Here is a 12,136-nt window from a genome sequence, read left to right as displayed (position 1 = left end):
ACTGACTGTAATCTGTGACTGTGCAACGAATGCCTTTACCATCTATTGCCAATCTTTCTCCTGGTATTGGTGGAACAAAAACCGATGCCCAATTATTGAATAAGTCGGTGAATGGTTGAAAATCTAATGTTTTCAGTACTCGTCGGAACGTTGAGTAGGATGGAAACTTGATTGTCTCATCTAGGTTTAACAGTTCAATCAAGCTTTGTCTGTGTACTCTGGTAAAATCTTCCAATGGTCGGTAGCCCCAATACCCAGTCATTGCTCCCAATAAGATCAGCAATAATACCAACCAGAATTCATGTCTTCGTCCCCGAATGTGCCGATAGTCTGGGATTTGCTGCAATTGTTCGATGAGATTCATACTTTTTATCTATCAATTTTTCTCCACCCTCTACAAATCATTATTATTTTTCTTTCTTTGTATGAAACCACCCTGCTTCCCTACAAGGGAAGGGGAGTAAGCCTCAAAGCCTCTCTCCTAAAAGGAGAGAGGTTTGGAGAGAGGTCAGAGTGTATTGCCTACAAACGAGAAGTACCATATTCAAAAGAAAATAGCTGTAAATTGACTATTTCCTAGACTGAATTGCTTTGATTAAGTCATAAAAAGGTTGCCAATTATCTTCCTGGGCAATTGCTTCCCAAATAGACTCAATTACTGGTCTTAATAATACCGTTTTCGGATTATTAACAGCTAGAGTTTGGGCAATTATATCGGTGCGATCGCTATCAAAATCATTCAAAATTTGATGGTATAGTATGCACCAATCATCAAAAATTGCTGACGCACCCGGTACTGGTACAATATCGGAACCATTCATTACAAAACCTGGTTCATCTCGCCATTTCGATGAAAAAGTGCGAACCATCTCATAAAAGAATTGGTGATAACCAACTTGGCTCACTTTCAAAAATTCAATCGTTAGATTCAAGAGTTCTTGAGCTTGTGGATGTGCCAACTCCATAAAACCCAACTTTTTCAACATCAAAGAACTGTATTCAGCTTGATAATATTCATCAAACCTAGCTAATCCAGACTCCATTTCGGCTTTATCAATAATCGCCTTTAAAGGTTCTTGGAGCATTTGTAAATTCAACTGACAAATACTTGGTTGATTACCGTAACAGTAGCGTCCAGAATAGTCAAAATATGCAGCTATAAAGTAGGGGTTATAATTAGGGATAAATGCGAAAGGTCCATAATCAAAACTCTCTCCTGTAATCGACATATTGTCAGTATTCAAGACTCCATGACAAAAGCCAGCCGCCATCCACTGCGCGACTAGTTCTGCAACCCGTTTAACTAATTCGGCGTAAAACAGGGCATATTTATCTTCTTCAGCATTTAAGTGTCGATAATACTGCTCAATTACGTGGTCTAACAGCTTCTTAGTTAAATCTGGACGCTGGAAATAGTGCAGTCGCTCAAAAGTGCCAAACCGAATATGAGAACTGCTCATCCTAATCATCACAGATGAACGGGTAGGCGAAGGTTCATCGCCCCGCCAAAGTGGTAAACCTGTTTCAATCATACTCAGACAGCGCGAAGTACGTACACCCAAGTAGTGCAATGCTTCCGCAGCCAGAACTTCCCGCACCCCGCCTTTGAGCGTGAGCATACCATCGCCACCACGGGAGTAGGGCGTTCTCCCAGAACCTTTAGTGCCAAAATCGTATAATTTGCCATCATTGGCACGTACTTGCCCGTAGAGAAAGCCTCTACCATCACCCAACTGTCCGTTATATTCACCAAATTGATAGCCGTGGTAACGCAGTGCCAACAAGGGTTTGCGTCCCTGAAATTGACCAAAGGCTGCGATGAAATCTTCGTCTTTGACTACTTGGGGGTCTAGACCAAAACGGGGTAATAGTTCATCGTTACGCCAACGCAGGAGGTGTTGAGGAAATTCTGCCGCTGCAACCTCATCGTAGTAGTCGCCGCCTAGAGATTCTAAAGCGGTTTCGTAGTTGAGGGTGAGAAAAGGATTGCTAGAATTCTTGTAGTTTGGGGTTTCAGCCAGAGTCATTACGAGCAAAGCTTAATTCATTCTTCCTTTAATACTACCTCTGGCTTCAGCATCATCAGCATAGACGCAAAAAGCAACCCATCTCTAAAATATGGCAGCGCCATTATCAAAATCTGGAACGCTTCAGGAAGCAGGAGTAACCCACCTTTAAAAGCGTGGAATTAGAAGCAAGTACGAAGCCCTTCGGACATCCTACGACAACCCGGATTTCTCACGCATAGTGTAGGCTTCAGGGGAAGAGGAGTGTGGGGAGTGTGGGGAGTGTGGGGAGTGTGGGGAGTGTGGGGGGTAAGACTTCTTCCCCATCCTCCCACACCCCTTGGATTTCTCACTTGTGAGAAATCCAGGGACAAGCGTCTTCCCTTCTCCCAAAAGGAGAAGCTAGCGCTAAAGAAGAAGACTGCACTGACTCTTTTGTATTTTATGATACTTTCAGGTCGAGACAATTCTTATTTTAAAGCGAATGATTCAAAACTAAAGTTTTCATTTATAATCCTTTGCTCTTGCCTTCTTTTAGAATAAATAAAGTTTTACAATTAAAAAAATAAGACTGGCTCACCCGAAGTTTGGATAAAATCCGCCAGTCTTCCGAAACTTAATCTTAATTAAATAAAGCTGATTTTTTATTTTTTAATTGGTTCTGATGGTGGTGCAGCAATTCCTACTGGCTTTGATGTTGTTTGTGATACCTGTGAAGCTAGAATTTTTTTCACTTGCAGGTTATAAGCTTGCAAAATTGATTGAACCTGTTTCTGTTGATCTTGATTCAGATCCAAAGATTTTAACACTATTCTGATTCTCTGACGGGATTGCAGTGCCGCCTTAAATTTAGTATCTTGGGACGGGTTTAATAGAGCCTCAATATCTTTATCTCTTTGCTGGCGAGCAACTTGGATTTGTAGCCGCTGTTGCTGTGTGAGTTTGATTGGCTGGTGTGATCCAGCACTAATCTGAGTTTTTAAGGCTGGTGTAGTGGCAGAATTTAGGCCTGGTGCTGCCAAGACAACTCCGTTTAAGATGGTAGCAAAAGCGAAGATAGTCGAAAAGACAGATAAGCACTTTCTAGAATTAATGAGCATTTTAAAAGACTCCTCAACTATTTAAGAAAATTGGACACATCGGCTAAAGCTAACTTTAATAACTAAGCCTGGTAGTGAACAAATATTACTATTGCATTTGCTTGTGGAGTTGTTGTGTAGTTATTATGAATTTACTATGAATTTGTAGATATTCACAATTGATATATTAAATTCATTCCGATTTCAATATTATAGTATTGCGAATAGCTGTAATCTGGGCATAAATGACTAAATAAAATAAGTATTTGAGTGACATTTAAGCCTCATTTACATATTGATTTGGATTGACTAAATAAGGTTTTTAAATGGCAATGATAAATGAATTAATATTTCAATGAGTATAGTCGATAAATTAAAACAAAAATCTTGAGAAAGTTCTCAGTATGTTTTAAAAGTTAGGTATTTTCCAATGAGGATTTGTCAGACTTGTCAAAATATGATCTTCCCATTGCCCATTAATTAACAAATAGTCTCTAGCGTATCCTTCAACGACAAAACCGAGTCTTTTGAGTACATTACCACTGCGCCGATTGTGAGGCATATAATTAGCCATAACTCGGTGAAAATTTAACTCTTCAAATAGATATTGAGTTGCGGATTTTAACCCCTCTGTCATATAGCCTCTACCTTGTTTATTTTCAGCAAGGCTATATCCCACATAGCAAAAATGAGCGGCTCCTCGGACAAAATTACTAAAATTGACTGTTCCAATCACTACGGTAGGATTTTTTTTGGTAAAAATAAATAGTTTTAACGATTGCCCATTGATAAATTCTAGAAAACTATTCTCTATCTGATATTGCCAATATTCTTCAGTGAAAAAACCATCAGCCCAAAGAGGGTAAAATGGAGTGAGATAAGTTTTGTTATCTATAAAGTATTTGAGAATTTGGGGTATATCTTCATGGATCGCTGCTCGTAATAATAGGCGATCGCTTGCAATTATTGGCAGTTCTGATATCATAAATTACTTAATCGGCGGGATCTCTTCTGAGAATATTCTCTAAATTTTATAAATTCTCTCATAAACTGCGGTTTAGCAGCAGTTAGATTAGCTGTCTCATTATCAGGGCTTACGCAAGTGTCATAGTTTTTTCATAAAGTTTGTCAACGGTCAGAGGTCAATTAACTGATTTTATATAGACTTTGAACTCTTGACCAGCATGACAAAAGATATATGTATACCCAATGCCCTTTACACAAAGATGGGGTGAGTATTTTTGCTCTTAATCTGCCATTCAACCAAAATCTTGATAAGCTGATGTCTAATATCTAGAGCGGAAGGATTGAGAGCCAATGGGTGATAAAGCACAGTCCAGGGTACAACTTCGATATAAATAGCTTTGCCCAAAGGCTGTACCGCAGCAGATTTAAGCAAAAGACAGCTCAAGATTTAACCCAGTCTACAAGAAGGATAGTGATGTGGTGGGAATACGCTACGATTGGCAGGAATTAGAGATTCGGGCGATATACAACACGCCATTGCTAGAGCTTATTTATCAAGCTGCTAGCGTGCATCGCCAATATCATGACCCAACAAAAATACAAGTTTGTAAGCTTATATCTATCAAAACGGGAGGTTGTCCAGAAGATTGTAGCTACTGCGCCCAATCTTCTCGCTATAAAACAGAGGTAAAGGCGCAAGCACTCCTAGAAAAAGAAACAGTAGTTAACATCGCTCAGAAAGCTAAAGAAACTGGTGTTAGTCGCATCTGCATGGGTGCTGCTTGGCGCGAAGTGCGGGATAACTCACAATTTGAGGAAGTCCTGGAAATGGTTAAGGATGTGACTGCAATGGGTTTAGAAGTGTGCTGCACTCTGGGTATGTTGACGGCAAATCAAGCTAGGAAATTGGCAGAAGCGGGACTTTATGCCTACAACCATAACTTAGATACCTCGCAGGAATATTACAGCACAATTATTACCACAAGGACTTATGGCGATCGCTTGAACACAATTGAGAATGTCCGTCAGACAAATGTTACTGTCTGTTCCGGTGGCATCTTGGGTTTGGGCGAAACTGTTGATGACCGGGTTGGGATGTTACAAACTCTGGCAAATTTACATCCACATCCAGAGTCCGTGCCGATTAATATTCTTTCACAAGTACCGGGCACACCTTTAGAAAATCAGCCTGATGTTCCCATTTGGGATATTGTGCGGATGATTGCCACAGCCAGGATTTTAATGCCAGCTTCAGATGTGCGTCTTAGCGCGGGGAGGGCGAGACTTTCTCAAGTTGAGCAAGCTTTCTGCTTTATGGCAGGAGCCAATTCTATCTTTTCTAGCGATGATAACAAGATGTTGACAGTAACAACTCCCTGTCCAGATTACGATACTGACCGAGAAATGCTGAATTTACTTGGTTTGGGAATGCGTCCGCCTTCCCAAAGACAGGAGAAGGTAGCAAGTTCGGTTGTTGTAGGGTAAATATCTGATTGTGGGATGGGCCTTTCGGCTATCCCACAATAAATAATTGGATATTTTTACTTGAATTCCCTAAGCAGCTGTCAATAAAATCAACTGCTGTTGCAAAAGGGTTCTTACCCCATCCAATCCCAGTTCTACATTTGTCAATATGTCTGCAACTGTGAAATTACCATCACATCTTTGCATAAACTCAAACTCTGCTACAGATAAATTAACTATCTGGTAATCGTAATTAAAGAAACATTGACTGGGAAATCCCTCAAGACAAGGATTCAGTTCGGGAATCGCTGCCAGTAATACGTTATCTTCTGACCAGTCCGCTTTGATTAAAGGAGGACGACCGAGGAAAAACTCGTAATGAGTTACTTCTGGGTCTAATAATTCTATCAGGCGATAAAGCTGGCGATCGCTCAATTCTTTTGCCCGTTCTACTAACTCTGGTGCTTTACCCAAAAGTCTCTCTAAATCCCAGAAACTCGGATTCGAGAAACCAATAAATTCCAATCCCGAAGCATCAATTAATTCAAACAGCGTTTCAATGTTGTAGTCAATTTCCTGGGGATGAACGTACATATCAGCAAAGTATTCATCCTTGTTGTTTTCTAGCGACCAACGTTGTTTATCGTATTTGACAATTCGGTTATTTTCTGGTAATGAAGCAAATATTTGTCGCCCGACTTGCACACCATCGCGGTAGTCGCCTTTTTTGTCACCTTGAATAAGTGCGATCGCTTTTTGCATGAGTTGAATTTCCCAGCGCCCCAATTCTCCATACACAAAAATGTGCATTAAGCCGCCTGGAGCTAACTTCTTTGCCAAAGCTTGAATACCGCGAATGGGATCGGGGGTATGGTGCAAAACGCCAACACAGTTAATTAAATCAAACTCACCCGGCAACTGTTCCACATCAAACAAACTGAGGTGATGAAATTCAACGCGGGTAGCCCCTGAACGCTGACAACGTTCTTTGGCTACAGCTAAAGCGCCTGTGCTGAGGTCAATTCCCACAACAGAAGCCTGGGGATTGAGGTGAACCAGGTACTCCGTACCCACACCAGTACCGCAACCTGCATCTAAAATCCGAATATCTTGCTTTTGAGGTTTTTGACCTGTACAGAAGTTATGAGCAGCTAGCCAATTCCAGCGCCAGTTGTAGCCTGGGGGTGGTTCATCCAACAGAGCTTCTGGCGGAAAGGGGTAGGTATTGTAGAGTTTGGCAACAGCAGCACTAACAGTTTGGGAATCTGACATGGTAAGTAAATCTTGGGGGAATTCTGAGTTTATCGAATATTTGTTGCTCACAGCCAAGAAGTTTTACCACCCGTTTGCAGCAAGTTGAGTTAAACTGGTTTGTTGTATAAATTTTACATCCAGCGTTAACAACTGGTTACTTCTGAAATGTCAGCAATAATGAATAAACCCATTCATAAAATTCTCTTCGGGAGTCCCGGAACTGGCAAAAGCCACAGAATTGTTTCCGAGATTATCCCTAACTACTTAGGTATAGATGAATCCACTCATCCTGAAAACATTATCAAAACAGTTTTTCACCCAGAATATACTTATGGGGATTTTATGGGTAAATTAGTACCAATCACGATGAGATCAGGGAAAGTAGAATACAACTATTATGAAGGACATTTTTTAAAAGCACTATCTCGAGCTTATAAAAATATTAAGGAAGCCTATGATAAAGAGGGTAAACAACTCAACCAACCAGAAAATGTTGCTCTTGTAATTGATGAAATTAATAGAGGTAATTCCTCAGCTATATTTGGTACTGCTTTTCAACTTTTAGATATAAATGAAGATGGTTGGTCAAGTTATGGAATTAATCTAACCGATATCGAATTTTTAAAGTTATTAGAATTAATCGGAACAAAGTTTGGTTACGATGAAAGAGGAAATATCAATGAGTACAGATTACAACCTTACGATGGAGTTGCTAAATTAGAGACATTACAAAAGAAAATTGAATTTTTAAGGTTTGATTTAGTAAATAAGATTATCAGAATTCCGCCTAATCTTTCTATCCTCGCTACCATGAATACTTCTGATAACTCAATTTATTTCATGGACAGTGCATTCAAACGTCGCTGGGATTGGGAATTTGTGAACTGGGATGAGAGTAAGCCTAATACGGCGACGTATGGAAAAGGAGGAATTTTAGATGAGAATGAATGGAAAAAGCTTATTAAAAACCTAAATAACTTTATCAAAAGCCATCATGCCTCAATTCGAGGAATTGAAGACAAGCAAATCGGCTATTATTTCATCAAACAGCCTGTAACTGCTGAACAGATACAGAATAAACTAATGTTCTTTTTGTGGGACAGTGTTTTTAATCGTGATAAAAAGCCACTAGTGGATCTTCTGAAGGTAACAAAAGATAATCTTGTGACTTTTGGAGATTTCACTAAACTACATAATACTTTAATTAAAAATATAATGAACCTTGCTGATTGATTTGGGTGTCATAATTTAAATTTGAAACACTAGCCTCTATGTTTAACGTTCCATGTTTGACTTTTCAAGGCTTAATATAGTCAAAAACACTAACGATTTTTTCATTGGTATTCGCAAGTCTACATTGGAAGGTAACTTCGAGTTTTGTCTGCCCAATGGCTTTGATAATTTCCCAGAAGGTGACTTCGATGCAGTACGAAATTTATTTTTCAAAATGTATCGCACCTTTCGTAAGTTTGAAGCCGATAATTTAGACAACAAACGATTCAACATAAATAAACCTGATTTTCAACAAGAGCAGGATCAGACAACTCTTTCATCTGGTGGAGTCAAGATCCAAACAGAAGAAGGAGATGTTTGTGTACTCTACAGTAAGATTAAAATGATTGAGCGGGTTCTGGAAGCCTACGATGAACTGGCGATCAACTCGGTTCAAAAGAAAGTTAGACGTAGTGAAGACATCGAATATTCTCAAATTCACAAGTATCTAGATCGGGCTATTTATCTAAAAGACAATCTAAATAACGATGTAATCTATGTTGAGGCGATGGATCTGCCGCGTTCTACGGTACGCTATGAAAGCACTGATCTTGTAAATCTGTATTGCTATATTTTAGATGAGATTATAGAGCAGTTAAATAGCGATGTGCCGGATAACATTAAAGCACGCAGTCAAGATATCCGCTTTCTTGCCCAACGCTTTAAGGAAGATTATCTCACTAGTAACCAATCTATTTTTGGCAAAGATACCTTTGAAGAGACTATTAGTATTCTCAAAGAAGCGCTAGATAACATAGAGAAAAATACTTACTACAAGGATGCTGACTATTGGGGAATTTACGAAGCTATTGAAACATTCCTCTACGGTGAGATAAATCCTGAGCAAGGTGATGGTGAATTCTGGGGAGTGCATGGATTTTCCCTAATTTGGGAGGATATGTGCAACACCTATTTCTTTAAAGAACACCGCGACGAAATTTGCTATGCAGATACGGACATACCTCTGAAAGGTTATCAGAACTCAAAAAGAGAAGGAGAAGATAAAAATCGAGTCGGAAACCGCAAAGCTAATGGTGGAACTGCATACTGGAATCAATGGGTTTACTGCAAAACCTTGAGAATTTCCAAGAATTCAGGGAAAGTCGCAGAAAAAGCAGAAAAATTTGAATGGGACGAACTGTTTTGTATTGAATTTGATTTAAATGAGAGAATCGGAAATTTATCCTCTAGATCCAATGAGATTGAAAAACAAAGTAAAATTAAACGTCGTTTTATTCGTCCTGATTTAGTTTTAGAAGCTAAAGCTACAACAGTAGACTACAACTTTAAGGAGGGTAAAACTATAAAAATAATTGATTATAAAAATTTACCACTGGAGTTTTACAATAATAAGGGATTTCCAAAGTGGGTCAACAAGTATAGGGATGATCTAGTTAAGCAACTTACATACGAATATGCTCTACAAAAAACACATAATATTTCCGCAAACGAGTTTTTTATTCCCTATTATTATGAGGTAGTACCATCTGATCCATTGGGGGAATTGGAACCAGAGCTAAACCTTAAAGGTATAACAGTCTTTAGGGCAAACTTCTCTTTAATACAAACTATTTATCTAGAAGATAATTTATGAATTTTAAGAAAAGTATAATAGGAACTTTTTCAGGAGATGCGGAGTTTGAGAGCGCTTACGTTCCGTTTATTTCATTTGCTAACGATGGGCAAAAGAAGGCTATAGAGAATTATATATTTATGCAAGTAGATGAATTTTTCCAAAAAATATATCCCGCTGGTGTCATCAGAACTCAATTATCGTATTCCAAACTTATTACAGAAAAAGATTTTCAAGATTCCAACAAAGTAAAAATAAGCTATTTTTATGAAAACTTATTCCATGACTTAGAACGAGGCTCTGATGGTAAATTAGAATTAAAAATTAAATGGAGCATAACTTTTGATGAAAAATGCACTCCTATTCAAGTAGCAAATCTTCCTCCAAATTACCGTGGGTATGGGTATGAACATAAACTGTCTTCTAAAGACGTGAAAAGTCGAAAATATGGTATTATAGAAATAAATAGAATGCCAGTATTTTACTATATTTACTTTACACTTAAAGAAATATTAGATATAGCTAAACAAATAAAAACATAATTGAAATTGCATCTAAATCATCCTTGGTTAATATATTTATTGTGGAATGTGCAGTTGTTAGAGAGGTAGTTATCACAGCTAAATTCACAATATCTTAAGCTTGAAATTTTTATATTGATTATAATATTTCGGTCAATTTAGCCTTGATAAAAATTAAGATATAGTCCAATCTTCTAAACGCAAATTAGGAACTTTCTCAAAATCCTTCCGATTGCGGCTTACTAAAATACCATTTAACGACAACGTAATTGTCGCAATACGTAAATCTTGAGTACCAATGCGGATTCTTTGGCGAATCAAGTCTTCGTAAGAATTAATAGCATACTCGTCAAATGCTAGCGATCGCACGTTTTTGAAAAACTCTAAAGTAGCCTGTAACTTGGCGTAAGCTAATACCAATGCCTCAGATGAGGAAGCCTTTCTAATTACATTAAACCTCCCACGCAGTTGTTCTTCAACTGTAATTATCGTTATGGCAATCTCTTCAGAATTAACTGCATTGATACGCTGCGTGACAACTGGATGTCGCTGTTGAAAAAGTGAGACGTGATCCGTATCAAGTATCCATAAAGTCACTTAGTTTCATCCTCTGCATCAAGTTGTCGATAATATTCCTCCATTTGTGAGTCAAGTTCACGGCGATCAGCTTCTATATATGCCAGCATCTCGTCAAATTGCGGATCATCCTTGAACATACCCGCAAATTTCATCCAAGGATGTTCGGTTTGGGGAGGTTCAATTTCCAAAGTCACTATTTCTGGTTTTCGCTCTTGTAAAAGTTGAATTAGTTTTTCTAGTGCTTCTTCTTTAGTTACACCAGAGCCTTTAAAATCTGGTAAGCCTAGCACTGTCGCACTAACTCCACCATCTGGTTTATTTTCAATCAGCACATCATAATTTAACTTGGGTACAGTATTGTTAGGATAAGTTTTTACAGTTAAATTCATAATATTTTCAACCTGGAAGTTTTATATTGATTATAACTGCTGACCTACTTACTGCTAACTTGAGAGTTTGTACGTGTTAGCGTAGCGTTTCGTAGATGACTACAAACCTTTAAGAATTTACACTGCCTTACTTATCTATGGTTTGATTTTTATCATATTGTCTTTTGCGATCGCACCAATGATTTACAACCAATCAGAGTTTGATTTACGCTGTGAGTGGGGTATACAAGGAGTTGCTCAACTCGCTCCCATCAGTGATGTAATTGTAATAGTTGATATTCTCTCTTTTTCTACTTGTGTAGAAATTGCCACCAACAACGGCGCAATAATTTTTCCCTACGCAATGAGAGATGAATCTGTGATAGATTATGCCAAGTCAGTGCAAGCAGAATTGGCAAGTCATAGACAACGTTGGACAATAAGTGGATATTCTCTCTCACCAAAATCGGTGGCTCAGATTCCTGCTGGAACCAGACTAGTTTTACCGTCACCCAATGGTTCTTTTCTGACTTTACATACAGGGAATACACCAACTTTGGCTGGTTGCTTGCGAAATTGCCAAGCTGTAGCGCAGTTTGCTCAAAATTATGGTGATAAAATCGCTGTCATTCCTGCCGGTGAGAGGTGGAAAGAAGATGGTAGCTTACGTCCTGCATTTGAAGATTTGATTGGTGCTGGGGCAATTCTGAGTCATTTACAGGGCAGTCTATCACCAGAAGCCGAAGTCGCTGTGACAACATTTCAAGCTTTCCAGCAAGATTTATTGGGGTACTTGAAAAAATGCAGTTCGGGTAAAGAGTTGATTGAAAAAGGTTTTGAATCAGATGTTGAACTGTCCGCCGCCTATAACGTAAGTGATTGCGTGCCTTTATTTACTGATAATGCTTATATTAAAATAATTCGTAATTAAAGACTGTTAAATAAGTTGATTTAGACCTCGACTGCAAAAAAAGCGCCACCTATAGACGTAGACGTACCCCTTTGGGGAAGCAAGCTACGCGTAGCGTCTCGTAGATAAAGAGAATTAAACTCA

General features: G+C 38.6%; 14 protein-coding genes. 5 read left to right on the top strand and 9 right to left on the bottom strand.

Translation table 11 applies throughout. The features are described 5' to 3' along the window. The 6 genes from V7K61_RS06885 to V7K61_RS06860 form a co-directional block, all read right to left on the bottom strand. On the bottom strand, positions 1–364 hold a 364-nt coding region (locus V7K61_RS06885), incomplete at its 3' end, for a transposase family protein (RefSeq protein WP_335052122.1). A gap of 205 nt (positions 365–569) precedes the next feature. Continuing rightward, positions 570–2,027: a protein adenylyltransferase SelO gene (locus V7K61_RS06880; RefSeq protein ID WP_335052120.1), complete on the bottom strand. Its 1,458-nt coding sequence runs from the start codon at positions 2,025–2,027 to the stop codon at positions 570–572. A gap of 161 nt (positions 2,028–2,188) precedes the next feature. Next, the gene (locus tag V7K61_RS06875) at positions 2,189–2,359 is read right to left on the bottom strand and encodes a hypothetical protein (RefSeq protein ID WP_335052118.1); all 171 of its coding nucleotides are present in this window, start codon (positions 2,357–2,359) and stop codon (positions 2,189–2,191) included. Positions 2,360–2,650: 291 nt separating this feature from the next. Beyond that, positions 2,651–3,106, bottom strand: a complete 456-nt coding sequence (locus tag V7K61_RS06870; protein ID WP_335052116.1) for a hypothetical protein — start codon at positions 3,104–3,106, stop codon at positions 2,651–2,653. A gap of 388 nt (positions 3,107–3,494) precedes the next feature. Further along, the gene (locus V7K61_RS06865) at positions 3,495–4,070 is read right to left on the bottom strand and encodes a GNAT family N-acetyltransferase (protein ID WP_335052114.1); all 576 of its coding nucleotides are present in this window, start codon (positions 4,068–4,070) and stop codon (positions 3,495–3,497) included. A gap of 231 nt (positions 4,071–4,301) precedes the next feature. Further along, on the bottom strand, positions 4,302–4,484 hold the full coding sequence (locus V7K61_RS06860; protein ID WP_335052112.1) for a hypothetical protein: 183 nt from the start codon (positions 4,482–4,484) through the stop codon (positions 4,302–4,304). Between the two features lie 44 nt (positions 4,485–4,528). Here V7K61_RS06860 and bioB point away from each other — a divergent pair, with 44 nt between their 5' ends. Further along, complete coding sequence (gene bioB / locus V7K61_RS06855) at positions 4,529–5,536, top strand: biotin synthase BioB (RefSeq protein WP_335052110.1); 1,008 nt, start codon at positions 4,529–4,531, stop codon at positions 5,534–5,536. 69 nt (positions 5,537–5,605) lie between these two features. On the opposite strand, the gene V7K61_RS06850 is transcribed toward bioB, so the two are convergent. Continuing rightward, a complete protein-coding gene (locus V7K61_RS06850) occupies positions 5,606–6,787 on the bottom strand; it encodes a class I SAM-dependent methyltransferase (protein ID WP_335052108.1) in 1,182 nt (393 codons plus the stop codon). Positions 6,788–6,946: 159 nt separating this feature from the next. Here V7K61_RS06850 and V7K61_RS06845 point away from each other — a divergent pair, with 159 nt between their 5' ends. Genes V7K61_RS06845 through V7K61_RS06835 form a run of 3 tightly spaced genes read left to right on the top strand, consistent with a single transcriptional unit; the run spans position 6,947 to position 10,156 of the window. Continuing rightward, positions 6,947–8,002 carry a restriction endonuclease gene (locus tag V7K61_RS06845; protein WP_335052106.1) on the top strand — a complete coding sequence of 352 codons (1,056 nt, stop codon included), beginning with the start codon at positions 6,947–6,949 and terminating at the stop codon, positions 8,000–8,002. Positions 8,003–8,054: 52 nt separating this feature from the next. Further along, positions 8,055–9,635 (top strand): LlaJI family restriction endonuclease, encoded by a 1,581-nt coding sequence (locus V7K61_RS06840; RefSeq protein ID WP_335052104.1) that lies wholly within the window; start codon positions 8,055–8,057, stop codon positions 9,633–9,635. Beyond that, positions 9,632–10,156: a hypothetical protein gene (locus tag V7K61_RS06835; protein WP_335052102.1), complete on the top strand. Its 525-nt coding sequence runs from the start codon at positions 9,632–9,634 to the stop codon at positions 10,154–10,156. The genes V7K61_RS06840 and V7K61_RS06835 overlap by 4 nt, the downstream gene beginning before the upstream one ends. Before the next feature lie 153 nt (positions 10,157–10,309). On the opposite strand, the gene V7K61_RS06830 is transcribed toward V7K61_RS06835, so the two are convergent. Next, on the bottom strand, positions 10,310–10,732 hold the full coding sequence (locus V7K61_RS06830) for a type II toxin-antitoxin system VapC family toxin (protein ID WP_335052100.1): 423 nt from the start codon (positions 10,730–10,732) through the stop codon (positions 10,310–10,312). Further along, on the bottom strand, positions 10,729–11,103 hold the full coding sequence (locus tag V7K61_RS06825) for a hypothetical protein (RefSeq protein WP_335052098.1): 375 nt from the start codon (positions 11,101–11,103) through the stop codon (positions 10,729–10,731). Before V7K61_RS06825 ends, V7K61_RS06830 begins: the two co-directional genes overlap by 4 nt. Positions 11,104–11,245: 142 nt before the next feature. Here V7K61_RS06825 and V7K61_RS06820 point away from each other — a divergent pair, with 142 nt between their 5' ends. Next, positions 11,246–12,013, top strand: coding sequence for a 2-phosphosulfolactate phosphatase (locus tag V7K61_RS06820; protein ID WP_335052096.1), 768 nt, complete (start codon positions 11,246–11,248; stop codon positions 12,011–12,013). Positions 12,014–12,136 lie beyond the last annotated feature (123 nt).

Origin of the sequence: Nostoc sp., from assembly GCF_036918015.1 — a bacterium.
Lineage (GTDB): Bacteria > Cyanobacteriota > Cyanobacteriia > Cyanobacteriales > Nostocaceae > Nostoc.
Note: the sequence above shows the minus strand (reverse complement) of the source record. Positions and strands in the feature narration are given on the sequence as shown.

Excerpts from the sequence above, each read along its gene's own strand:
- V7K61_RS06835 (WP_335052102.1), top strand. The coding sequence starts at position 9,632 with ATGAATTTTAAGAAAAGTATAATAGGAACTTTTTCAGGAGATGCGGAG.
- V7K61_RS06840 (WP_335052104.1), top strand. The coding sequence starts at position 8,055 with ATGTTTGACTTTTCAAGGCTTAATATAGTCAAAAACACTAACGATTTT.
- V7K61_RS06870 (WP_335052116.1), bottom strand. The coding sequence starts at position 3,106 with ATGCTCATTAATTCTAGAAAGTGCTTATCTGTCTTTTCGACTATCTTC.
- V7K61_RS06825 (WP_335052098.1), bottom strand. The coding sequence starts at position 11,103 with ATGAATTTAACTGTAAAAACTTATCCTAACAATACTGTACCCAAGTTA.
- V7K61_RS06845 (WP_335052106.1), top strand. The coding sequence starts at position 6,947 with ATGAATAAACCCATTCATAAAATTCTCTTCGGGAGTCCCGGAACTGGC.
- V7K61_RS06850 (WP_335052108.1), bottom strand. The coding sequence starts at position 6,787 with ATGTCAGATTCCCAAACTGTTAGTGCTGCTGTTGCCAAACTCTACAAT.
- V7K61_RS06865 (WP_335052114.1), bottom strand. The coding sequence starts at position 4,070 with ATGATATCAGAACTGCCAATAATTGCAAGCGATCGCCTATTATTACGA.
- V7K61_RS06880 (WP_335052120.1), bottom strand. The coding sequence starts at position 2,027 with ATGACTCTGGCTGAAACCCCAAACTACAAGAATTCTAGCAATCCTTTT.